The sequence below is a fragment of the Ruminococcus sp. RTP21359st1_H3_RTP21359_211015 genome (assembly GCF_040909065.1).
GTDB classification, from domain to species: Bacteria; Bacillota; Clostridia; order Oscillospirales; family Ruminococcaceae; genus Hominimerdicola; species Hominimerdicola aceti.
On record NZ_JBDGDD010000008.1, the window covers coordinates 68,434 to 92,793 of the forward strand.

21 protein-coding genes are annotated in these 24,360 nt (G+C 44.4%); 15 read left to right on the forward strand and 6 right to left on the reverse strand.

What is annotated here, in order from left to right; all coding sequences use genetic code 11:
• Positions 1 to 3: 3 nt before the first annotated feature.
• The 4 genes from AB5Z01_RS04900 to AB5Z01_RS04915 form a co-directional block, all read right to left on the reverse strand.
• Positions 4 to 561: an SseB family protein gene (locus AB5Z01_RS04900; protein ID WP_278459795.1), complete on the reverse strand. Its 558-nt coding sequence runs from the start codon at positions 559 to 561 to the stop codon at positions 4 to 6.
• 6 nt (positions 562 to 567) lie between these two features.
• Positions 568 to 1,527, reverse strand: coding sequence for a glycosyltransferase family 2 protein (locus tag AB5Z01_RS04905; protein WP_038672763.1), 960 nt, complete (start codon positions 1,525 to 1,527; stop codon positions 568 to 570).
• 9 nt (positions 1,528 to 1,536) lie between these two features.
• The gene (locus AB5Z01_RS04910; protein ID WP_337643810.1) at positions 1,537 to 2,361 is read right to left on the reverse strand and encodes a TatD family hydrolase; all 825 of its coding nucleotides are present in this window, start codon (positions 2,359 to 2,361) and stop codon (positions 1,537 to 1,539) included.
• A 107-nt stretch (positions 2,362 to 2,468) separates the two neighbouring features.
• Positions 2,469 to 3,854 carry a glycine--tRNA ligase gene (locus tag AB5Z01_RS04915; RefSeq protein WP_038672759.1) on the reverse strand — a complete coding sequence of 462 codons (1,386 nt, stop codon included), beginning with the start codon at positions 3,852 to 3,854 and terminating at the stop codon, positions 2,469 to 2,471.
• Positions 3,855 to 4,056: 202 nt separating this feature from the next.
• On the opposite strand from AB5Z01_RS04915, the gene dusB reads away from it, so the two are divergent.
• The 9 genes from dusB (at position 4,057) to AB5Z01_RS04960 (ending at position 13,362) form a co-directional block, all read left to right on the forward strand.
• On the forward strand, positions 4,057 to 5,037 hold the full coding sequence (gene dusB, locus AB5Z01_RS04920) for a tRNA dihydrouridine synthase DusB (protein ID WP_332009185.1): 981 nt from the start codon (positions 4,057 to 4,059) through the stop codon (positions 5,035 to 5,037).
• Positions 5,038 to 5,040: 3 nt separating this feature from the next.
• Positions 5,041 to 5,865, forward strand: coding sequence for a 16S rRNA (cytidine(1402)-2'-O)-methyltransferase (gene rsmI / locus AB5Z01_RS04925; RefSeq protein ID WP_117905286.1), 825 nt, complete (start codon positions 5,041 to 5,043; stop codon positions 5,863 to 5,865).
• A gap of 110 nt (positions 5,866 to 5,975) precedes the next feature.
• On the forward strand, positions 5,976 to 6,599 hold the full coding sequence (locus AB5Z01_RS04930; protein WP_332009188.1) for a class I SAM-dependent methyltransferase: 624 nt from the start codon (positions 5,976 to 5,978) through the stop codon (positions 6,597 to 6,599).
• Between the two features lies 1 nt (position 6,600).
• Complete coding sequence (gene rimI, locus AB5Z01_RS04935) at positions 6,601 to 7,062, forward strand: ribosomal protein S18-alanine N-acetyltransferase (protein ID WP_368365355.1); 462 nt, start codon at positions 6,601 to 6,603, stop codon at positions 7,060 to 7,062.
• Positions 7,052 to 7,765, forward strand: coding sequence for a tRNA1(Val) (adenine(37)-N6)-methyltransferase (locus AB5Z01_RS04940; protein WP_256319751.1), 714 nt, complete (start codon positions 7,052 to 7,054; stop codon positions 7,763 to 7,765). The genes rimI and AB5Z01_RS04940 overlap by 11 nt, the downstream gene beginning before the upstream one ends.
• Positions 7,766 to 7,920: 155 nt before the next feature.
• Positions 7,921 to 8,937, forward strand: a complete 1,017-nt coding sequence (gene tsaD, locus AB5Z01_RS04945; protein ID WP_368365356.1) for a tRNA (adenosine(37)-N6)-threonylcarbamoyltransferase complex transferase subunit TsaD — start codon at positions 7,921 to 7,923, stop codon at positions 8,935 to 8,937.
• A gap of 4 nt (positions 8,938 to 8,941) precedes the next feature.
• Positions 8,942 to 9,502: a transposase gene (locus AB5Z01_RS04950; protein ID WP_287214279.1), complete on the forward strand. Its 561-nt coding sequence runs from the start codon at positions 8,942 to 8,944 to the stop codon at positions 9,500 to 9,502.
• Positions 9,499 to 12,054: a DNA polymerase I gene (gene polA, locus AB5Z01_RS04955; protein ID WP_038672745.1), complete on the forward strand. Its 2,556-nt coding sequence runs from the start codon at positions 9,499 to 9,501 to the stop codon at positions 12,052 to 12,054. The genes AB5Z01_RS04950 and polA overlap by 4 nt, the downstream gene beginning before the upstream one ends.
• A 312-nt stretch (positions 12,055 to 12,366) precedes the next feature.
• A complete protein-coding gene (locus AB5Z01_RS04960) occupies positions 12,367 to 13,362 on the forward strand; it encodes a YegS/Rv2252/BmrU family lipid kinase (protein WP_332009291.1) in 996 nt (331 codons plus the stop codon).
• A gap of 103 nt (positions 13,363 to 13,465) precedes the next feature.
• On the opposite strand, the gene AB5Z01_RS04965 is transcribed toward AB5Z01_RS04960, so the two are convergent.
• Positions 13,466 to 14,251, reverse strand: a complete 786-nt coding sequence (locus AB5Z01_RS04965) for a helix-turn-helix domain-containing protein (RefSeq protein ID WP_368365357.1) — start codon at positions 14,249 to 14,251, stop codon at positions 13,466 to 13,468.
• A gap of 122 nt (positions 14,252 to 14,373) precedes the next feature.
• Here AB5Z01_RS04965 and AB5Z01_RS04970 point away from each other — a divergent pair, with 122 nt between their 5' ends.
• From AB5Z01_RS04970 to AB5Z01_RS04995, 6 genes are all read left to right on the forward strand, one after another.
• Positions 14,374 to 15,843 (forward strand): alpha-N-arabinofuranosidase, encoded by a 1,470-nt coding sequence (locus AB5Z01_RS04970; RefSeq protein WP_368365358.1) that lies wholly within the window; start codon positions 14,374 to 14,376, stop codon positions 15,841 to 15,843.
• A gap of 21 nt (positions 15,844 to 15,864) precedes the next feature.
• A complete protein-coding gene (locus AB5Z01_RS04975; RefSeq protein WP_195220591.1) occupies positions 15,865 to 17,439 on the forward strand; it encodes a xylulokinase in 1,575 nt (524 codons plus the stop codon).
• Positions 17,440 to 17,590: 151 nt separating this feature from the next.
• The gene (gene araD, locus AB5Z01_RS04980) at positions 17,591 to 18,280 is read left to right on the forward strand and encodes an L-ribulose-5-phosphate 4-epimerase (RefSeq protein ID WP_022287150.1); all 690 of its coding nucleotides are present in this window, start codon (positions 17,591 to 17,593) and stop codon (positions 18,278 to 18,280) included.
• Between the two features lie 386 nt (positions 18,281 to 18,666).
• The gene (locus tag AB5Z01_RS04985) at positions 18,667 to 20,718 is read left to right on the forward strand and encodes a dynamin family protein (protein WP_368365359.1); all 2,052 of its coding nucleotides are present in this window, start codon (positions 18,667 to 18,669) and stop codon (positions 20,716 to 20,718) included.
• Between the two features lie 44 nt (positions 20,719 to 20,762).
• Positions 20,763 to 21,752 carry a M48 family metalloprotease gene (locus tag AB5Z01_RS04990; RefSeq protein WP_022287149.1) on the forward strand — a complete coding sequence of 330 codons (990 nt, stop codon included), beginning with the start codon at positions 20,763 to 20,765 and terminating at the stop codon, positions 21,750 to 21,752.
• A complete protein-coding gene (locus AB5Z01_RS04995; RefSeq protein WP_242989576.1) occupies positions 21,745 to 23,511 on the forward strand; it encodes a dynamin family protein in 1,767 nt (588 codons plus the stop codon). Before AB5Z01_RS04990 ends, AB5Z01_RS04995 begins: the two co-directional genes overlap by 8 nt.
• 166 nt (positions 23,512 to 23,677) lie before the next feature.
• Here AB5Z01_RS04995 and AB5Z01_RS05000 read toward each other — a convergent pair whose 3' ends face one another.
• Complete coding sequence (locus tag AB5Z01_RS05000) at positions 23,678 to 24,349, reverse strand: hypothetical protein (RefSeq protein ID WP_287214287.1); 672 nt, start codon at positions 24,347 to 24,349, stop codon at positions 23,678 to 23,680.
• Between the last annotated feature and the right edge of the window lie 11 nt (positions 24,350 to 24,360).

A 24,360-nucleotide genomic window follows, 5' to 3' on the forward strand; every position in this document is an offset into this window, starting at 1 on the left:
ATCTTACTCTGCTGTTTCGTTGTTTGTAACAGCAATGTTAGGAGCTTCGCCATTTTCAGCAGCTTCTTTAGCCGCCTTGCGCTCCTTTGCTACCTTTATAAGTGTCTGCTTGATAGACTCCAGCATTTCCTGAGTGAAAGGAAGGTTCTCGCCAAATGGGTTTACAACAAAGCCCTGTACCTTTGGCGTCTGCTCAGTGAGAGCAGCTATATCCTGAAATCTCATTGCAAAGCTCTGGAATGGCTTGTCATACTGGAGCTTCTTAGCTTCCTCCGGGGAAGTGAAAACAGGGAAAAATGTGCCGTTTGTTTTGTTGTTGTTGAGAAGAATGAACTTAGCCTTGCTCTTGTCCTCAAAATTAACATGGTTTTCAGCGTCGGCAACAAGCTCTGTTGTCTTTTCTACCATTGCAGGCACGAGAAATGTGCAGGCAAGTGCTGTGTTTATTACCTTGTTTTGAGTTTCGGCACAGAAATTCTTTCTCATTTCTGCGATAGCTTCTATAAGCTTAGGGTTGTTGTCGAAATTTGGTTTCTGATTGTTAGCCTTGAGTTCTGCCATTTTTAATTACTCCTTGTCTGTTTCTTCAAGATTTGTTTCGATTATAAATTTAGGTCTAGCCTTTGTTTCCAAATAGATCTTGCCTATATATTCTCCGATAATGCCTATAGCCAAAAGCTGAAGTCCGCCTATCGCCCATATAGACGTGATAGTTGAAGCCCAGCCCTGAACAGTGTGTCCCACTGCCCATGTTATAAGGAAATATATAAGCATTATAAGTGATACTAAAAATACTATTATACCGATAGTGGTGATAAATCTTATAGGCTTTACAGAAAGTGAGGTTATTCCCTCAACTGCAAAGGAAAGCATTTTTTTCAGCGGATATTTAGATTCGCCCGCCACACGCTCGTTTCTTACATACTTAACGATGTCGCTCTTGAAGCCGACCATAGGCACAAGACCTCTCAGAAACAGATTTACTTCCTTAAACTCTGCCAGAGCGTCTATAGCCCTTTTACTCATAAGTCTGTAATCAGCGTGATTATATGTTATCTCAACGCCCATATGCTCCAAAAGCTTGTAATATGCCTGAGCAGTTCCACGCTTGAAAGCGGTATCCTTTTCTCTCGATGAACGAACGCCGTAAACAATATCACAGCCCTCTGCCCTCTTATCAAGGAAGCCGTCAATAGCGTTTATATCGTCCTGCAAGTCAGCGTCCATGGAAACAACGATATCAGCATAGTTTCTCGCCGTCATAAGACCAGCCAGCAGTGCGTTCTGATGACCTTTGTTTCTTGAGAGTTTAAGACCTGTGAAAACAGGGCTTGCTTCGTGGAGCTTCTGTATTATCTCCCACGTTTTGTCTTTTGAGCCGTCGTCAACGAACATGACCTTGCTGTTCTGTGCGATACGACCTTCTGCCTTCAGCTTATCGAACTTTTTTATAAGCGCTTCCGCTGTGATAGGCAACATTTGTTCCTCATTGTAGCATGGTATTACTACATACATAGTTTCTGTCATTTTGTTCTCTTATCCTTTCTCATATTCGATCCCGAACAGGCGGCAAGCGTTTCTATTTGTAATGTCAAGCACTTCCTGCGGATCAAGTTTTTTTATCTCAGCCACGACCTTTGCCACTTCTTCTATCATAGGGCTTTCGCACCTCTGTCCTCTGTAAGGAGGGGGCGCCATGTAAGGGCAGTCCGTTTCAAGAAGAAGCCTGTCCATTGGGACAACTTCAAGAGCACGTCTGGCTTTTTTAGCATTTTTAAAAGCAAGCGCACCTGTAAACCCGATGTACATACCAAGCCCAAGCACTATCTCTGCGGTCTCCGCCGAGCCTGAAAAGCAGTGAACTACACCTGACGGCGCATATTTGTTCAGCACGTCAAGGCAGTCCTGAGTGGCTTCACGGCAGTGAACTATAACAGGCAGACTTTTCTTCACAGCATATTCCACCTGCTTGTCAAAAAGCTTTATCTGTCTTTCTTTGTCATATCCCTCATAATGATAGTCAAGCCCTATCTCACCGACCGCAACAAGCTTGTGAGTAGAGCAGGCTTTCAAATAAAGCTCGTCAAGCACCTGCATATAATTTTCAGGAAGAGTATCCATACACTCAGGGTGAAAGCCCACAGAGGTATAGAAATTCTCATATTTTTTCGCAGTTTCGATTCCGAACAAAGACGATCTTTCGTCCGTTGCGGCATGGCAGACCTTGTCTACAGGAGAGTCAGGGTCGCAAAGAAGCCTGTCAAGGACTTCGTATCTGTCCTCATCGAAAGCGTGATCGTCATAGTGACAATGTGAGTCAAATATATTTTTTATGGCAAGGACGTCCTTTCGTAAAAATATACAAACATATTATATCACAACTCGCCAATTTTGTAAAGCTTTTTATTGTAAAAACGGGCATAAAAAACGGGCGAACAAACCGTTCGCCCGCAAAGATTTTTAATTTACTAGAAAGCTATCTTCTTTTCGATATAAGCTACCAGCTCGTCGATCTTGATACGCTCCTGCTCCATTGTATCTCTGTCTCTTACTGTTACACAGCCGTCCTCAACAGAATCAAAGTCATATGTGATGCAGAATGGTGTACCGATCTCGTCCTGACGGCGATATCTCTTACCGATAGAACCTGCCTCGTCATAGTCAACAAGGAAGTGCTTTGAAAGCTCTGCATAAAGCTCGCCTGCCTGCTCGCTGAGCTTCTTGGAAAGCGGAAGAATGCAAGCCTTGAAAGGAGCAAGTGCAGGGTGGAAACGCATAACAGTTCTAACGTCAGGCTTCTCCTCTGTGCCGATGTTTTCCTCGTCATATGCTTCGCAGACAACTGTCAGGAACAATCTCTCAACGCCAAGGGAAGGCTCAATAACGTATGGAACATATCTCTCGTTTGTTTCAGGGTCAAAATAATCAAGACTCTTGCCGCTTGTCTTGATGTGCTGATTAAGGTCATAATCAGTTCTGTCGGCAACGCCCCAAAGCTCGCCCCAGCCAAATGGGAAGAGATACTCAAAGTCAGTTGTAGCCTTTGAATAGAAGCAAAGCTCCTCAGGTGAATGATCTCTCAGACGAAGGTTTTCTTCCTTGATGTTAAGGCTAAGGAGCCAATCCTTGCAGAAGCCTCTCCAGTAGTTGAACCACTCAAGGTCTGTGCCGGGCTTGCAGAAGAACTCAAGCTCCATCTGCTCAAACTCACGAACACGGAAAATGAAGTTACCCGGAGTGATCTCGTTTCTGAATGACTTACCTACCTGTGCAACACCGAAAGGTACTTTCTTTCTTGTTGTTCTCTGGATATTTGCAAAGTTTACAAAGATGCCCTGTGCAGTTTCAGGACGCAGATAAAGCTCAGACTTTGAGTCCTCAGTTACACCCTGAAATGTCTTGAACATAAGGTTGAACTGACGGATATCAGTGAAGTTGTGGCTGCCGCAATCTGGGCATGGGATCTGCTTTTCCTTGATGTAGTCCATCATCTGCTCGTTTGTCCAGCCTGCAACGTTAGTGCCGTCGAAATCTTCGATAAGGTTGTCCGCTCTGTGACGTGTCTTACAGTCCTTGCAGTCCATAAGAGGGTCAGAGAAACCGCCAATGTGACCTGAAGCCACCCAAGTCTGCGGATTCATAAGGATAGCGGAGTCAAGACCAACGTTGTACTTGTTCTCCTGAATGAACTTCTTTCTCCAAGCGTTCTTGATGTTAGTTTTCAGCTCAACGCCAAGCGGACCGTAGTCCCAAGTGTTTGCAAGACCGCCGTAGATCTCGCTTCCAGGGTATACAAAGCCTCTGTTTTTACAGAGAGCCACGATCTTATCCATGGTTTTTTCAGAATTATTCATGAAACATTCTCCTTATACAAAATATAATACTACCATTATATTTTATAGCAAAATTCCGCAAATGTCAAGGCGTTTCAGCGATTTATTACTTTGTGTAGTTATATGGCTTTTTATCGTTGCAAAAAATCACGCATTGTGCTATAATAAAATAGTATCGCTATGACTATTCATGTATTGGAACATATTAGGAGAATTTGACTTGATGAACAGTTTTTTTATCGGAAACGTTGAAATAGAAAAGACCGCCGCATTAGCACCCATGGCGTCGGTGGCAGATAAATCATATCGCCTTATGTGCAAAGAGTATGGTGCGTCATATCTTGTAAGCGAGATGATATCCTCGAAGGGTCTGTGCTTTGGTGACAAAAAGACTGCACGTCTTTGCGAGATTGAGAAAGAGGAACGCCCCTATGCTTTGCAGCTTTTTGGGGAAGACCCTTATTATATGGGAAAAGCGGCTTATAAGCTCAACGAATATTCCCCTGATATCATTGATATAAACATGGGCTGTCCTGTGCCTAAGATAGTAGGCAACGGCAGTGGCTCTGCACTTATGAAGCTTCCTGACACTGCGGCAGAGATATGCAGAGAGGTGGTAAAAAACGCAAACTGCCCCGTTACAGTGAAATTTCGTGCAGGTTGGGACGAAAACAGCATAAATGCAGTGGAGTTTGCAAAGCTCATCGAGCAGGCAGGGGCAAGCGCCGTCACCTGTCACGGCAGGACGAGAACGCAGTTTTATTCAGGCAAAGCCGATTGGGATATAATAAGGCAGGTAAAAGAGGCGGTGAAGATACCCGTTATAGGCAACGGCGACGTTGTTGACGGAGAAAGCGCAAAGGCAATGTATGAGCAGACAGGCTGTGACCTTGTTATGATAGGCAGAGGAAGCTACGGCAGACCATGGGTTTTCCGTGACGTGAAGCATTATCTTGAAACAGGGGAAAAGCTTCCTGAGGTGAGCATAGAAGAAAAAATGGCAGTGATGAAAAAGCACTGCGAGCTTATATGCAAATACAAGGGCGAACGTCAGGGCATGAAAGAAGCCAGAAAAAACTGCGCATGGTATGTTAAAGGGCTGAAAGGCTCTGCAAGGCTAAGAGCGCAGTGCGGTGGGCTTAATACCATTTCTGATCTTTATGAGATGATAGACCACATACTTGCAAACGAGTTAGGAGAATAAACAATGGGAATTTTATCCGTAGTAGGAACGCCTATAGGCAACCTTGGAGATATGACATACCGTGCAGTTGAGACCCTGGAAAAGGCTGATTTTATCTGTGCAGAGGACACAAGAGTTACCGCAAAGCTTCTCAATTATTTTGACATAAAAACGCCACTTGTGAGCTATCACGAACACAATGCAAAACAGGTGGGCGAGAGCATTTTGAACAGGATAATGGCAGGCGAGAACGCCGCTATCGTTACAGACGCCGGTATGCCCTGCATTTCAGACCCTGGGGAGCTTCTTGTGAAGCTGTGCGCTGAAAACGGTGTGAAAGTGGAGGTAGTACCAGGTCCGTCAGCGGTGGTATCAGCACTTGCCATAAGCGGACTTGACACTGCAAGATTTCAGTTCGAGGGCTTTTTGTCAACCACCAAGAAGCAAAGATTAAATCATCTTGCATCGGTGAAAAACTGCACCAATACCCTCATTTTCTATGAAGCGCCCCACAAGCTCATCTACACTTTGAAGGATATGCTGGAATATTTCGGTGACAGAAGAATATCTCTTTGCAGGGAGCTTACAAAGATACACGAAGAAGTTTTCCGCACCACTCTTGCGCAGGCTGTGGAGTATTATGAAGCCAACAAGCCAAAGGGCGAATTTGTGCTTGTTATCGAGGGTGCAAAAGAGGACGAGCTTTGCCCTGCGGAGAATATAGAGGAAGCGCTTGAACAAGTAAAAGCCCTTGTGGAAAAGGGTATGCGTGGAGCTGACGCTTGCCGTGAGATAGCAAAGGCAACGGGTTTTTCTAAGGGGGAGCTTTACGGACTCTTGTTTAAATGAGGAATGAGGAGTGAGGAATGAGGAATTAAGGTATCGCCTGCGGCGATGTTTATTTCTTGTTTTTTTCGCATTTGTATTATATATTATTTTAGATTTTTTGAGGTGATTTTATGAGCATAAAAGAATACATAGGCGGACAGTGTGCTAATCCAGAGGGATTGGGCGGTATAGCCTGTGCAAAATTCATGAATTTTTTCAATGCAGAGCACTACAGAGCGGTGAAAAAATTTGTCTGCAAGCTTGACGGTGCAAGGATATTGGATATAGGCTTTGGAAACGGCGTGACTATCAAAAAGCTCAGCAAGAATATAAACGCTAAGTTCTATGGCGTTGACATTTCTGCGGATATGGTGGAAAAAGCCAAGCGAAAAAACCGTGACGGAGTGAATACCAACAAGGTGATCTTACAGCAGGGAAAAGCTGAGGAGATTCCTTATAATGACGATTTTTTTGACACTGTTTACACTGTGAACACCATTTATTTCTGGGAGGACACCGCAAAAGTTCTTGACGAGGTAAGGCGAGTTCTCAAAGACGGCGGCAATTTTATCTGCACATTCTATACAAAGGGCTACCTTGATAAACTCCCGTACTGCGACACAGGTTTTGACAAGTTCACTCCTCAGCAGGTGCGTTCAATGGCTAGAGAGCGTGGTTTCCATGATGTAAAAGTCAAAATTCTGAGCGACTGCAAAGCGTATTGCCTTGTTGGCACGAAAATAGAGGGCGAATAAGGTGGCAGATGTGACCATTGTGCCTCTTTCAGAGGAAAACGTACAGCTTTTTTCACAAACTGCGGCGAAAATTCTGCCCGAAGCCTGGAGTTTTGAAACCTACCAAAAACAGCTTTCAAACCCTGACGATATATCGTTTCTTGCCCTTTGTAATGGCAAAGCCGCAGGCTTTATAAGCGTGTGGTGCGTCTGCGGAGAAGCTGAGATAAACAATATAGGCGTTTTGGAGAAGTTCCGCAGAATGGGCATTGCAAAAGCCCTTTTTGACAGCGCATACAATGCCGCAAAGGCTGAAAAATGGTATCTTGAAGTGCGGGAGTCAAACCTTGGGGCTATAGGCTTTTACGAAAAATTGGGCTTTGAGAGGGTAGGCATGAGAAAAAATTTCTACACCGCCCCCACTGAAAATGCTGTTTTAATGGCACTTCAACCCACTGAAAATGGAGAAATAAATGACATATAACGATTTTACATTTGAGTCCTTGGGCGAGGGCATTGAGATATGTATATCTGACGAACACCGCTTTGGTACTGACGCCTTTCTGCTTGCGGATTTTTCATCAGGACGGCACAAGGATATCTGCGCAGACCTTTGCACAGGGAGCGGCATAGTAGCGCTTCTTCTGCACAAATTTTACAAGCCGCAGAAGATATATGCTGTTGAGATACAGAAAAAGGCTCACGAACAGCTTAAAGTATCTCTTGAGAGGTCGAAAATAGACACTATCCAGCCTGTTTTGGGCGACTTGAATGATTGGAGAAGCGAAAAAGAGCTTGATCTTATCACCTGCAATCCGCCCTACAAGATAAACAACACAGGTGCGAAAAATGACAGCGAAGCGGTTTCTATCGCACGGCATGAAATGCTCTGCACTATTGATGACGTGTGCAGATGTGCAAAGAAAAATCTGAAATTCGGTGGCAGACTTTGCATATGCAACCGCCCCGAGCGCCTATGCGATATAATGACGGCAATGAGAGCCAGTGGCATCGAGCCGAAGCGTTTACGGACAGTTCACAAAAACCCAGAGTGTCCACCATGGCTTATTCTCGTTGAGGGCAAAAAGGGCGGAAAGCCTTTTGTACAGATAGAAAAGCCTTTATATGTGCGTTCCGCAGACGGCGGAAACTCGGCTGAAATGAAGCGGATATACGGACTTCCTTGAAAAGTGAGGAATGAGGAGTGAGGAATTAAGGTATCGCCTGCGGCGATGATTATTTTTTCGTAGGGGCGACCTTTGGTCGCCTGCTTGCTCCAATTTGTCTGCTTATTAAATGTATATGATATGCTTATATTTACGAAATAAAAGAGGGTAATAAAATGAAGATTTTAGGAATAGAAAGCTCCTGCGATGAAACAGCCTGCTCTGTTGTTGAAGACGGAAAAACGGTGCTTTCAAATATAGTTGCAAGTCAGATAGACGAACACAGGCTTTATGGTGGAGTTGTGCCTGAGATAGCCTCACGCCGCCATGCGGAGAACATAACATGGGTGACAAAAGCCGCTCTTGAAGAAGCAAACTGCACAATGGAGGATATCGACGCTGTTGCAGTGACCTACGCTCCGGGACTTATCGGAGCACTTCTCGTGGGAGTGAGCTTTGCAAAGGGACTTGCAATGAGTGCAAATAAGCCTCTTGTGCCTGTTCACCATATTGCAGGTCACATTGCCGCAAATTATATCTCCCACCCTGAGCTTAAACCGCCTTATCTTTGCTTGGTCGTGTCGGGAGGACATTCACATATTGTAGAGGTGCTTGATTATTCAAGATATCATGTTATAGGCAGAACAAGAGATGATGCCGCAGGCGAGTGTTTTGACAAGGTAGCAAGAACATTGGGCTTTGAATACCCGGGTGGAAAGTTTATCGACAATGCCGCAAAGTCAGGTGATCCTAATGCCTATAAGCTCCCTCACCCAAAGGTGCAGGGCAGTGAATATGACTTCTCTTTCAGCGGACTAAAAACTGCCGTTATAAACCTTGTGCATAATGCCGCACAAAAGGGCGAAACTGTCAATGTGAACGATATGGCGGCTTCGTTCCAGAACACAATATCCGACATTCTTGTAGACAAAGCAATGCTTGCCGCAAAAGATCTTGGGTACATTACCATAGGGCTTGCAGGCGGCGTTTCGGCAAACTCAGGGGTAAGAGAGAAGCTTCAAAAAGCCTGTGACAAGCGTGGCTATAAGCTTTATATGCCTGAGTTCAAATACTGCGGCGACAACGGAGCAATGATAGCCTGTCAGGGATATTTTGACTATCTTGCAGGCAGACGAGCAGATGAAAGCCTTAACGGCATTGCAACGCTGTCGCTGGATAGGATTTCGGAATAATCTTATGGATAAACCTGTAAGGAAAATCATAAGACTTGAAAATTATGATTATTCAAAAAATGGACTTTATTTTATTACCATATGTACTGTCCACAAAAACGAGTTGTTGTGGGCAACAGATGTAGGGGACGGCGCCCCCGACGTCCCGTTATGTTGCGCACACGCTGTCGGAAAGGTCTATCTTTCAAGCTTTGGTAAAATTATCAGAGATAATATCCACAGAGCAAACAGTGTCTATGATGACAAAAAGATATTGCAATATGTCATAATGCCAAATCATATCCATTTTATACTGAAAATCGGTGCGGGAGTCAGCGGGACGTCGAGGGCGCCGTCCCCTACAAACGAGATAGTTCCACAGTATGTGTCAATGTTGAAAAGATTTATAAATAAGGATATTGGTTTTAATATTTTTCAGCGTTCATATTATGACCATATCATCAGAAACCAAAAAGAATATATAGCAATTTCAAAATACATACACAATAACCCTATCAAGTGGGACGTTGACGAGTATAATCCAAGAAATGAGAACAATAAAGCGGAGGTGCTTGGACTAGAATGAAACTACTAGCCATAGACGGAAACAGCATAATGAACAGGGCTTTTTACGGAATAAAGCTGCTGTCAAATTCAAAGGGACAGTTCACGAATGCCCTTACGGGGTTCATGAATATTTACCTCAAGGAGATAGGAGAGGTAAAGCCTGACTGCGTGGCAGTGGCTTTCGACCTTAAAGCTCCTACTTTCAGACACAAGGCGAATGCCGCCTACAAAGCCAACCGAAAGGGTATGCCTGAGGAGCTTGCTCAGCAAATGCCTGTCATAAAAGAGCTTTTGGGCGACCTTGGTATAAAGATAGTACAGTGCGAGGGCTATGAAGCAGACGATATCCTCGGTACGCTCTCAAAAGCCGCCGCAGATTCAGGCAACGAGTGCTATATCCTCACTGGTGACAGGGACAGCTTTCAGCTCGTTTCCGACCGTGTGACAGTGCGCCTTGCCACCACAAAGGAAACAAAGATATATACCCCTGACAGGATAATGGAAGAATACGGCGTTACCCCTCGTCAGATGATTGAGGTAAAGGCTCTTATGGGCGATACCTCAGACAATATCTCAGGCGTAAAGGGCATAGGCGAAAAGACCGCACTTTCCCTTATCAAGCAGGAGGGCGATGTCAAGACCCTTTATGAACACCTCGCAGATATTAAGCTTACCCCGTCTGTGCGCACAAAGCTTGAAAATGGTCATCAGGACGCTATAGACAGCCGCTTCCTTGCGGAAATATGTCTTGAAGCCCCTGTTGATAAAGCTACAGAGTTTTATAAGCTGGGCGAGGTTGATACCGAGAAAACAAAGGCTCTCCTTGCCGACCTTGAAATGATGCGCCTTATAGACAGATTGGGTCTTAGCGGAAAAGCTGTGGAAAGCGCTGACAGCGCAGTGCAGGAAAGCAAGCTAAAGCTTTCCGACCTGCCTAAGTTTGAGGTCAAGCCACTTGATGAGAGCGTTATATCTGTTCTCGGCAAGGACAAAACAGCGTATTTTATCTTTGCCGACAATAAGCTTTCTATCCTCTGTAACGATGTTATCTACACCACCGAGGACAATGCAATTATCACAGCTTTCATGGGAACAGCCTGCGAAAAAATAACCTTTGAGGGCAAAACTGCCCATAAGTTTGCGTTCTCAAATGGTACTCACCTTGAAAACCTTACTTTCTGCTGCGACCTTGCAGGATATCTTCTCAATTCACAGTCAAGCGAGTATACAGCGGAAAATCTTTGTCTTTCATATAAGTGCCTTTACCGCTCTGATATGGGGGAATATGCAGACCTTTCAAGCCTGCCTGCTCTTAGTGAAAATCTGAAAAAACAGCTTGAAATGACAGAAATGACAAAGCTATTCGACGATATCGAAATGCCACTTTGCGAAGTGCTTGCTTCAATGGAGTTTTACGGTGTAAAGGCTGACGCAGAGGGCATAAAGGCTTTCGGTGAGGACTTGAAAATAAAGATAGACGAGCTTACCTCGCAGATATATATGTATGCAGGCAAGGAGTTCAATATAGCTTCCACAAAACAGCTTGGGGAGGTGCTTTTCGAGGATTTAGGTCTGCCTGCAAAGAAGAAAACAAAGTCGGGTTATTCCACTAATGCGGACGTTCTTGAAAGCCTTATGGACAAGCACCCTATCGTGCCTCTTATCGTTGAGTACCGCACCCTCACAAAGCTCAATTCCACCTATGTTGACGGACTTTTGAAGCTTATCCACCCTGACGGCAGAGTCCATTCTGTTTTCAAGCAGACCGAAACAAGAACAGGAAGGATATCCTCCACCGAGCCTAATATGCAAAATATCCCCGTGAGAAAAGAGATAGGCAGGAATATGCGTAAATTCTTTGTTGCCGAGGACGGCTATACTCTTCTCGACGCTGACTACAGCCAGATCGAGCTTAGAGTGCTTGCTTCCGTGTGCGGTGACAAAAATATGCAGGAAGCTTTCTCAGAGGGCAGAGATATTCATACCTCAACGGCGGCACAGGTCTTTGATATCCCCGAGGATTTTGTCACCCCTGAAATGAGAAGTGCGGCAAAGGCTGTAAACTTCGGCATCATTTACGGAATAGGTGCATTTTCTCTGTCAAAAGATATCGGCGTGACCGTTGCGGAAGCAAAAAGATACATCAAGAATTATCTTGACAACTTCCCGAAAGTATCTGAATTTATGGATAAGACAGTTGATGACGGCATAAAAAACGGCTATGTCACCACCCTTTTCGGCAGAAGAAGATATATCCCTGAGCTTTCTGCTTCAAACAAGGTCTTGCAGGCTTTTGGAAAGAGGGCGGCAATGAACGCACCTATCCAAGGTGCGGCGGCTGATATCATCAAGATAGCAATGGTAAGAGTATACAAAAAGCTCAGAGAAGAAGATCTTGACGCAAGACTTATTTTGCAGGTGCATGACGAGCTTATTATAGAAGCGGCTGAAAAAGACAAGGACAGAGCCGAAAAGATACTCAAAGATGAAATGGAAAACGCTGTAAAGCTTGCTGTGCCAATGACAGTGGACGTAAACAGCGGCAGAAGTTGGTATGAGGCGAAAGATTGATTTATTTTAGTGAGGAATGAGGAATTAAGGTATCGCCTGCGGCGATGATCTTGATTTCTATATGTAGGGGCGAACAGCGATCACCTGTTTATCCATATTGCTTATTTTATATGTTTTGCCCTTATTATCTTTGTCACCTTCGTGGTTTGGCTGACAATTTGTTTGTGATTGTTGACGACTTTTTGACGGCTGTCGCAATAATACTTGACTTTTGTGAAATTTGTGGTATAATTCTCTATGTAAAAAGTGTGTAAGAAAGATAGATAAAAAGTAGAATAATAGAAATTTGAAAAACGAAAAGGGGCTGGGAAAATGAAAAAATTGCTTTTTGTGTTCAACCCCCATGCTGGCAAGGGACAGATAAAAGATAACCTTTGCGACATTGTGGATATTTTTACAAAGGGCGGCTATGAGGTAGTCACCTACCCTACGCAGGCTAAGCTTGACGGCTATAACAAGCTTTGCAAGTGCGGTCAGGATTATGATATGATAGTCATATCAGGCGGTGACGGAACATTGTCTGAGGCTGTCAAGGCAATGATGACATTTGATAAGAAAATACCGCTTGGATATATTCCTGCCGGTTCAACAAATGATTGTGCGCAGTCTTTGAGCATACCGAAAAAAATGCTTGACGCCGCAAGGGAGATAGTTGACGGCGTGTATTTTGATTATGACGTTGGTAAGTTCAACGGTCAGTATTTTGTGTATGTAGCAGGCTTTGGCGCCTTCACTGACGTTTCTTATGAAACCTCACAAACGATGAAAAACAAGTTTGGTCATGCCGCATATGTGGCAGAGGGGATAAAAAGGCTTTCAAAGATAACAGGTCAGCAAATGAGAGTGGAGCATGACGGCGAGGTAATAGAAGGAAGCTTTATACTCGGTCTTATCTCAAACACTATCTCAGTGGGCGGAATGAAAAAGCTTATTGCTTCCGGGGTGTGTTTTGACGACGGACTTTTCGAGGTGGTTCTGGTAAAGACCCCTAAGAACGCTATCGAGCTGAGCAACACAATAAACGAGGCGGTGCTTAATAAGCTCAACGATAAGCATTTTGTGACGTTCAAGACCTCAAAGGTCACATTCACAAGCGTGAATGAAGTTCCTTGGACGCTGGACGGAGAGTCGGGCGGAAAGCATACATATGTTGAGATAGAAAACTGCAAGCAGGCAATAAGATTCAAACTCAAACCCAATGACATAACCGCAGAGCAAACGGCTGTTCAGTGCAGTGCAGGGGATATGGTAATGACCGAGGACGGCCACCCTGTTGTCATTGAAGACCAGTATGAGATAGAAGATTAAGCTGTTTTGCAGGGGCGGACTTTGGTCGCCCGCCTTTCACTTTCAATAGATATTTGACAAAATAAAAGCGGACGAGTTCTTTTCGTCCGCTTTTTGCATATGCCTATTTTTTGTTTTTCTGCCGAAACTGTGAGGGGGTCATGTTGTATCTGCGTTTGAACTGCCGCATGAAATGCACGTCATTTTCGTATCCGCATACGGCGGCAATGTTTTTCACTGTCATGTCAGTGCTGAGAAGATAGTATTCAGCGTTTTTCATTCTTGCACAGAGTATATCCTCATAACAGCTCACACCGAAGCGTGAGGTGTAAAGATACTGAAAGTGGGAGGGGCTTACGATGAGAGTTTTCGCCATATCGGCAATGTTCCTGCTCCCGGAGGGGGAGCTGTAGATGTCAGCCCTGAGCCGTTCAAGTGCATCAGCGTAGTGACTGCGCTTTCTTGGCGGCTGACCGCTCTTGCTGAGAGAATATTCCTCTCCAAGTCTTATGAGCAGCATTCTGAGCATAAGCTCGATATAATCCTCACGCCTGCCGCTTTCAGATAAGCTGAGTCTGCTTATGGTGGATAAGATATCCTCAGTTTTCTCTGCGTCTGATAACATAAAAATCGTATCATATGGGAGTGAATAGTCACGGGTGAGCGTATCGTCGCAATCGAAATGAAGCCAGTGGTTTATGTAAAAACCCTTGCAGGCACGGTATATCTGCTCAGTGCCTTTTTTGTATAGTATTGCGCTGTCAGGGGAAACTGAGTATTCCCTTCCGTGCAAACGCACCACCGCAGAGGATTTGAATATAAGCAGAAGATTATCCCCCGAACCGTTTGGACGGCGTATATCAAAAGACCCGTCATGGCTGTAGTTTAGTCCCAAAGCGTGAAGTTCCATAGGTTTTTCCTTTCTAATTTCGTATGATGTATCAGTATAATAATAGGATATATCATTGTTGTTTTTTTGTCAAGTGATAAAATATAATTGAAACTAAAATCATATACTTTTAGGAGGTCACAATGAAGAATATTTCAATGCTTATCAATACCGCAGACAAACGTTCCCACATCAACCCGGAGATATACGGACACTTCTCCGAACATCTCGGCAGATGTATCTATAACGGAATGTACGTTGGCGAAAATTCTGAGATACCGAACATAAAAGGCGTAAGAAAAGACGTTATCGAAGCTTTCAAGGAGATAAAAATGCCTGTTCTCCGCTGGCCGGGAGGCTGTTTTGCTGACGAGTATCATTGGAAAGACGGTATCGGCGAAAAATCCCAGAGAAAGAAAATGATAAACACCAACTGGGGCGGCGTGACAGAGGATAACTCTTTCAGCACAAATGAGTTCTTTGACCTGTGCGAGGAGATAGGCTGCGAACCGTATCTTGCAGGAAATCTCGGAAGCGGCACTGTTCAGGAGCTTTCCGAGTGGATAGAATATATCACCTTTGACGGTGTTTCGCCTATGGCTGACCTGAGAAGAAAGAACGGCAGAGAAAAGCCTTGGAAGCTTAAATATCTTGGTATCGGCAACGAAAACTGGGGCTGCGGCGGCTCGATGCGTCCTGAGTATTACTGCGATGAATACAGAAGATATCAGAGCTTTTGCAAGAATTTCAGCGGCAATGAGCTTTACAAAATTGCCTGCGGACCAAATTCCAACGATTATAACTGGACGGACGTTGTAATGTCAAACCTTGGGGAGTGGCACACAAAGGCTATCTCTTTGCACTATTACACCGTTCCTACAGGGGATTGGAACAAAAAGGGCAGTGCAACTGAGTTTTCAGACGAGGAGTATTACGAAACTATATCAAAAACTCTATATATGGACGAGCTTATAAAACGTCACAGCGAGATAATGTCACGCCGTGATCCAGAGGGTAAGATAGGTCTTATAGTAGACGAGTGGGGCTGTTGGTATGACGTTGAGGAGGGCACAAACCCAGGTTTCCTCTATCAGCAGAACACAATGCGTGACGCTATCGTGGCGGCTTGCAATTTGAACATCTTCAATAACCACAGCGACAAGGTAGTAATGGCAAATCTTGCGCAGGCTGTGAACGTTTTGCAGTCTCTTATCCTCACAGAGGGCGAGAAAATGGTAAAGACGCCTACCTATCACGTCTTTGATCTTTTCAAAACTCATCAGGGAGGCGAGCTTTGCTACAGCTACGCCAATAATTGTCAGGCAGGCGGAAAGATCCCGATGATATCACAATCTGCCTCAGTAAAGGACGGCGTCCTCACTGTCACGATAGCAAACTGCTCTATAGACGATGACGCACATATCTGCTGCGACATCGCAGGTTCAAACTATCAGAACATTGAGTGCAGGATACTTGACAATGATGTAAGGGACTATAACGATTTTGATAATTGTGATAAGGTCGCACCAAAAGAGTACAGTGCGAAAATGACAGAAAAGGGCTTTGAGATAGACCTACCAAAATGCTCCGTTGTAGTTGTGACAATGAGATAAGGACTATAAGGAGAGTCAAAAATGACAGTAAAAGATAAAATTTTGCAGGGAAGAACATATCTTGGCATAGAACTTGGCTCAACAAGAATAAAGGCTGTTCTTATAGACGATAGCTTTTCTGTTATCGCATCAGGGTCGAAGCAGTGGGAAAACCGCTTTGAGAACGGCTGTTGGACATATTCTCTTGATGATATCCACGGGGGCATACAAGCCTGCTATAAAGACCTTGCAGAAAACGTAAAGGCACAGTATGGCATTTATCCTGAAACATACGGTGCAATGGGTATTTCTGCTATGATGCACGGCTATATGGCTTTTGATAAGAATGACAAGCTTCTTGTTCCTTTCAGAACATGGCGCAATACCATGACAGCTCAGGCGGCAGGAGAGCTTACAAAACTACTGGGCTTCAATATCCCACAGCGTTGGAGCATCGCACATCTTTATCAGGCGGTGCTTAACAAAGAAGCCCATGTTCCTTATATCGCTTATATCAATACCCTTGCAGGCTATGTGCATAAAAGGCTTACAGACCGCTTTGAAGTTGGCGTTGGCGAAGCTTCAGGTATCTTCCCTGTGGAGGGCATAGGATACAAAAAAGAGTATTGCGAGCCTACAGAAAAAAGCCTTGCAGAAAAAGGCTTTGTCCATAAGCTGAAAGATATTCTCCCTGCGGTGAGAAATGCAGGGGAAAAGGGTGCTGTCCTTACAGAAGAGGGAGCAAGATTCCTTGACCCGGAGGGACGCCTCAAAGCAGGCGTGCCGGTCTGCCCGCCTGAGGGTGACGCAGGCACAGGCATGGTGGCAACGGACAGCGTTCTGAAAAAGACCGGAAACATCTCTGCAGGCACTTCCATATTTGCAATGCTCGTCCTTGAAAAGCCACTTAACGGTGTTTACGAGGAGATAGACGTTGTAACGACCCCTGACGGCTCGCCTGTGGCAATGGTGCATTGCAATAACTGCTGTTCAGAGCTTGACGCATGGGTGAATATGTTCGGTGAGTTCGCAAAGCTCACAGGCAGTGAGATAGACAAGAGCAGGCTTTATGAAACTCTCTATAAAAACGCCATGACAGCCGACAGCTCATGCGGTGGCGTGACAGCCTATAACTGTCTTTCGGGCGAACCTGTTATAAAGCTTGACGAGGGCAGACCGATGTATTTCCGCACTCCCGACAGCACTTTGACCTTGGGCAGCTTTTTCAGAGCACAGCTTTATTCTTCTTTCACCGCACTGAAAATAGGCATGGATATCCTCTTTGACAAAGAGCAGGTAAAAGCTGAAAAGATAACAGGTCACGGTGGACTTTTCAAGGTCAGCGGAGTGGCTTCACAGCTTATGGCAGACGCACTTTCTACCCCTGTTTCAGTAATGAAAACAGCAGGAGAGGGCGGTGCATGGGGCATGGCTATCCTTGCGGCATATATGGAGCTTTCAAATGGCGAAAAGCTTGCAGACTTCCTTGACAAAAAGGTGTTCGCAGATATGGAAGTGACAACTTCTCAGCCTGAGCAGACAGGCTCAGAGGGCTATAAAACATTCCTGGAAAGATATAAAAAGGGATTGGCGGCAGAAAAAAACGCACAGTTCTGAAAAAATCATAGAAATTCATAGATAGATCGTAGGGGCGACCTGAGATCGCCCGCCAACCAACTGTCTGCTCAAATCGTCGGTGAGCTATTCACTTGGACGGAAAATGGGCAGACAAAAGGTGCATTTACCAAATCAGAGAAAGGAGAATTTTATGCTTGAAGAATTAAAACAGCAGGTGTGCGAAGCAAATCTGCTTCTGCCGAAATATGGACTTGTCACATTCACATGGGGAAACGTTTCTGCTATCGACAGAGAAAAGGGCCTTGTAGTCATAAAGCCCTCAGGAGTGCCTTATGAGGGCATGACAGCCGATGATATGGTGGTAGTTGATCTTGAAAGCGGCAAGGTTGTAGAGGGAAAATATAAGCCTTCCAGCGATACTCCAACACATTTGGAGCTTTACAAAGCTTTTGATATCGGAGGAATAGTCCACACCCACAGCCGCTGGGCAACATCTTTTGCTCAGGCAGGAAAGGGCATAATACCAATGGGCACAACTCACGCAGATTATTTTTACGGCGAGATACCATGCACAAGAGCAATGACCCCTGAGGAGATAACAGGTGAGTATGAAAAGGAAACAGGCACTGTTATAATCGAGGCTTTCAAAGGTCTTGACGCAACTCAGATACCTGCCGTTCTGGTAAAAAGCCATGGCCCGTTCACATGGGGAAAGGACGCTGCAGAAGCCGTTCATAATGCAGTCGTTCTCGAAGAAGCCGCATTTATGAACTTCCACGCAATGATGCTGAACCCTGAGATAGGTCATATGCAGCAGGAGCTTCTTGACAAGCACTTCCTTAGAAAGCACGGAAAGAACGCATATTACGGACAAAATTGATGTCAATGCCTCAAAAAGCATGATATAAGTCCGTTGAAAAAATGAGTCAAATAACGGGCGAACACTGTTCGCCCCTACATATAAAAGATTTGTTTAGCACATCCTCGATAAAATAGCGCCCCGATTTTCTGGGCGTTTTTTTGTGTCTTTGTCCCTATATTGTGCAAAATGTATATTATGTGTACGCTGATTTGTACAAAAGGGTAGTTTTTTGTACTTGTTATAAGTAAATTCTTGACTTATGTTTTAATAATATGTTATAATTAAAATAATGTCACGGTAATATTTATTGTGTCACAGCGGAAATGAATGGAATATAGTATAGATATTACCTCAAGGCAATGCCATGCAAGGTTTGCCTTAGAAACGAGGAACGGAGGCTTGTAATGAAAAAGCAAATTGATTACGGCAGCTATGCGTCCTATAAGGAAACGGTAAAGGGTCTTACAGAGAACCTGAAATCGCTGCTTGGATTGAGCGAGGAGATCGCTCTTGTCAATACTGCGGAATCTATTCGGGAAACATTGGAGAAAACTGCCGAGGAGCATTTTGAGGTCGCTATAGTGGGCGAGTTCAAGAGAGGAAAGAGTACCCTTATCAACGCAATGCTGGGTCAGGAGGTACTTCCTGCTGACGTGCTGCCTGCAACGGCTACCCTTAACAGAGTTACTTATAGCGAAGAGCCGTATGTGCAGGTGGAATACAAAAACGGCAAAAGTGAAAGGGTGGATATAAACAAGCTGGAGGACTATGTAACAAAGCTTACAGCAGAGTCGGAGGAAAGAGCCGAAACTGTCAAGGAAGCCACTGTTTATTATGATACCGAGTTCTGTAAGAACAACGTGGATATCATAGACACTCCGGGTCTTAACGACGATGACCAGATGACCAACGTTACTCTGTCTATCCTGCCGAAAATAGACGCAGCCGTTTTCGTTATCAGTGCAAACTCCCCTTTCTCACAGTTTGAGAAAGAGTTTCTTGAAAAGAAAATGCTTACTTCTGACGTGGGAAGAATTATCTTTGTTGTAAACTGCTTCGGTACTTTCTCACAGGCAGACGAGAACAAGATAGTCGAAACTGTAAGAGGACGTATCGGAAAATACGTTATGGAAAAGGCTAAAAAGGTCATGGGCGAAGATTCCCGTGAGTTTGCGGTCTATAAAAGAAAGATAGGAACTCCGAGAGTTATCGGCGTTTATGCAAAGCAGGCTCTTAATGCCAAGGAAACTGGGGATAAGGAAGCCCTTGAAAAGAGTAACTTCCCTGAGTTTGAAAAGGCTCTTGAAACCATGCTCACAAAAGAGCGTGGCGTTATCGCATTGCAGATACTTGCAAATAAGATAACAAATTCGGGTACTGAGATACTCAGAAGCGTTGTTATGCAGGAAAACGCACTCATGATGGCTAACGATGAGTTCATGGAAAAGTATGACGAGGCTATCAAAGAGATAGGCGAGATAAGAAATAAGAAAAGACAGGAATTTGTCAAGATCAACGATGCCGCAAATCAGGTGTTCAATGACCTGCAGCCAGTTCTGGACAGCTATTGGACAAACATCGAGCAGACAGCTATGGAGGTTATAGACAACTTCCAGATGTCCTCTGACGATTTCAAGAAAGACCAGCTCAAGCTCGTTACCGCAAAGCTCACCGAGAAAATAAAGGAGAGCATAGAGGCAAGAGCGCAGATAATCTGCGAGCAGATACAGAACAGCATCAACTTCGCTGTTTCCTGCGAGGCTGAAAGACTTCAGGAATTTGAGGACGAGTTCTTCGAGTCCGTTACAAAGATACAGCAGATGTTCACTATCTCCGACAGAGTTTCAAAGAACGGCGGCGTAATGGATAAGATAATCGGCGTTGCTATCGGCTATTACGGCGTCGGAGGATTGTTCCTGGGCTTCAGAGAGTCCGGCGTAAAGGGCGCACTTTTGGGCGGAGCAACAGGCTTTGCAGGATTTTATGCTACTTATTATACTGCTATATTCTTTGCAGGCTTCTTTGGCATCACCGCTACCCTGCCAGTGACCCTCTGCCTTATGGCTCTTGCAGGTATTGCAGGTACTTTTACTTCAAACTTTGCCGTTGATAAGATACTTGTTAAGGAAAGAATAGATAAGTATAAGTCAAACTTTAAAACTCAGGTGAGAAAGCAGTTCCACGAAATGAAGCTCAATAATGACTTCACTGAAACTGTCCGCCGTCAGGTATTCTCAGCGTTTGAGGGTCTGAAGGGCAAGATCGAGAGCGAAACAGAGATAATCCTCCGTGATACTCAGGAAACACTTGATAATCTTAATGATCTTAAAACAGAAAAGAGCAACATTTCTCAGAAGGAAATGGAACGTCTCCATGATATTGCCGAGAGCGCAAGCGCTATAGTTCAGGAAGCATATCAGGTAAGACGTGTGCTTACCGAAGCTATGGAAAGCTGACGGTCATATAAAAATATTATTTTAGGATCAAGGGAGGACAGGTCATGAGTACAAATACAACGGAAAGGGAAAATCCGCTGCTACAGATTGACACAAGCTTCCGCACATATTTGAACGCTTATACAAGAAGCTATCAGAACCATATAGTTGACGGCGTGCTTGACTATGCTTTTGAGTCCGACTTTGCCGTAAGGCAGAAGATAATGGGACTTGGGGGCTGGGGAAAGCTCGTCAAGGCGGCAGGCTCGCAGGACGTTTCTGCCGAAGCAAAGCACCTGTTTCTTAAGTGCGAGCAGGTTGGCCCGCTGAAATATCCTGATATCTATGACATTGTGAAGAAGTGTGCCGAGCGGTTAGAGCTTGTTGTGCCTATCGTCTTCGTCAGAGGGGATATGGATAAAGCACAGGTCTACTCTGTGGCAAGCGATATCATCGAGCCTTGTATCGTGCTTTCAAAGCAGGTAGTGGAAATGTGCAGCAAGGAGGAGCTTATGTTCCTTATAGGCTGCGAGTGTGGAAGAATACAGAACAATCATTGTGCCTATAATATGGCATTTACATATCTCAATTACAATAAGTATACTTACAGACCAGTTGAAAGGTCATATAAGCAGACTGTGAACAATCAGCTTTATACAGCGCTTGTTCAGTGGGTGAAGTATGCTGATATAACTGCAAATAGAGCAGGCATTATCTGCCTCGATAAGCCGGGAATGTTCATAAGCGTCATAACAGGGCTTTATAACAAGGGCTATATCGACTTTTATGGCAGACAGCAGAAGAATATGGATACCGACGGACTTATCAAAAAGGCTGAGAGCGTCCATGCAGTTTCTTCAAGAAATCTGAAAACAGATAATACTATGAGCGAGCTTGAAAAGCTTGTTGTCGCAGCTACTGAGTTTCTGTATTGCTCAGTTCTTTATGAATGGCGTGGCGATGCAGAGGATTCTGACAGACACCTTGTTTCAGGTCAGATATGTGATGTGCGCAGCAGTATTATAATCGGAAACGGAGGCGTGATAGGTGGATAGTGCTAATATCAATACAGCGGAGCAGAATATTGCACAGGTAAAAACCGCTCTTAAAGCCTTTGTTGAAAATGAAAAGATAGCGAAAATGCTCGGCAAGGATTTTGTCAGCGAAATGAACGATTGGGAAGCTCTTATCGAGAAAAAAAGCGAAGAGCCTTTCACACTGGTCATACTTGGCGAGTTCAAAAGGGGAAAAAGCACCATTATAAACGCCCTGCTGGGCAAGGAGCTTGCACCTATAAACGTTACACCTGAAACTTATACTATAAACGAGATATCTTTCGGTCATACACAGTATGTGGAAGCTATCCTTGAAAACGGCATGAGAGTGCCGCTGTCGCTGGAGGATATCACAAGAGAAAAGCTTGAGCAGAGAATGAAGCTTTTCCCTGCAAAAATAAGCTATGTTCAGATAAAGGACAATGCCCCTATACTCAAAGAGATAAGGATAGTGGATACCCCGGGCCTTTCTGACTTGGAGAGTCTTGACAAGCAGGTAATGGATTATATTGTCAATGCCGACGCTATCATGTATGCGGCATCATGCCTGCTGCCTTTTTCTGAAAGCGAGCAGTTGTTTCTTGCAAGCCATGTCCAGCCTCAGCGATTTGGTATGCTCTATATCCTCGTGAATATGATAGACGCAATGAACTCTCAGAAGGACGCTGATAAAATACTAAAGCGTGTGAGAAACATATCCGAGAGGATAGTGCCTAACGCTATCGTATACGGCATAAGCGGTGCAGACGAGCTTAGCCGAAAGCTTGGCAGAGAAAGACCGCTGGACAAGGGTACAAGAGAGTTTTATGAAACGCAGTTCTTCCAGTTTGAACTGTCTTTGCAGCGTGATATAATCATGCAGAAGGACGTTATACGTTCAAAGCGTGTTCTTACAATGCTTTCGCAGATGTGCGACGAAACAGCCGCAAAGCTTAGACTTATAAGCGATATGGCAGAGCTTGACAAGCAGAAGCTTGCCGACAGAGCAAAAGAGTTTGACGAGCAGTGTGAAAAGCTTTCAAAGGCTCTGGAGGAGAAAAAGCCTGCTTTGCATCTTTCTATTATCGAAATGCAGCAGGAAGCCGAAGCTTGGATGTATGAGTTCTTCTCAAAGCTGAGAGCAAGCATTTTGGATTGCCGTGGAAAAGACGCAGACGGAAACGACCTTTACAGCTCTGAGGATATAGAAAAGCATTTCTATTCGTTCCTTATGGAAAAGGTGGGCGAAGCATATCGGAATTGTATCGAGAGCCATAGAGATAGGATAGCCGAGATAGTGGAAGGTACAGGCAGAGAACTTGCCTCCGCCCTTGGCATAGACGATCTTTCAAAGGCGGCAAAGGCTCCGTCAGTTGAAATGATAATGACCTCCCTGAACAAGAACGTAACACGTTCTGTTATGGGCGTTCAGCTTTTCGGCACAAGCGAAACTTTCCCGCCTGCCACAATGTCAGTTTTCAGCCTTATCCTTAAAAAGAAAAAGCAGACCGATATAATTGATATAGCTCTTGAAAACTATGACGATATCAGAAATAATATCGTCAAGGATATAAAGACAGTTTATCAGGACCTTGAAACAAAGGCAGCCGCAAGGCTCGACAGCCTTTATCAGTATCAGGTGGAAATGGGCAGAGAAGCCCTCAATCAGGCTCAGCAGCTCATGATGGTTTATGATAATGACGAGATAAGGCAGACCCTTGTGGAAGCAAAGCAAATGCTTGCCGAGCCACAGAGAATACTGGCAGAGAGCAAATTATAACAAAAATAAAAACGTCCCATTAAGTTGGGGCGTTTTTTTGATAATGGCGTAAATATGCTTCTTGACAAAAATAAAACAGGCTGTTTTTGCAGCCTGTTAAGAATATCTAAAAAGTATCAGATCAACAGGCGACCTCAGGTCGCCAATACATTTTGTATGCAGTAAATTACTTGTCTTTGTAATGCTCAACATTGTTTTCTATCTTGTCAACAGAGTTTCTTTCTGTTATGTCAACACGATAGTTGTACTGAGCGTCCTTTGTGACAGTGTTTTCAGTGAAGTATTCAAGTTCACCGTCTTTATCGAAAAAATAGGTTGTGGAAAAGCCCTTTGTGCCTATCTCCTCAGCGTCCTTTCCAAGTTTTGAAACGTCATAAACATACGTCACAGTAACAGAGCCGTCATCACCGATAATGTCAGAAACAGACTCAACAGCTTTCGGTGCAAACATCAGCATACCCTCGTCAGCTTGTGGGTGCTTTGCTTTTCTTGTGTACTTTGAAAAGCCCTTGTCGCCCTTTACCAAATGTGAGTATTCTCCGTTATCATAGGTGTAGCTCTCGATTCCGTTGTTATACTGAGCGTATTCCTTTCCACCGTTCTTGCCGTAGTAAGAATAGGTCAGCACATCCTTTTCGTCATACTTGAAAGTGAACTCCTGCTCGATATCACCAGTGTCCTCGTTGGTTATAACGACTTTTGCGGAGTCAAGCGTCGCATAGTCCTCCCTTGCCTGATATACCAATGTGTCATGCTTTAGCTCAGGCGTACCGCAGGAAGTGCATAAAAGGCAGACAGCCACTGTCAAAGCTACTGCTGCTGTTTTTAGAAATCTCATTTTAAAATTTA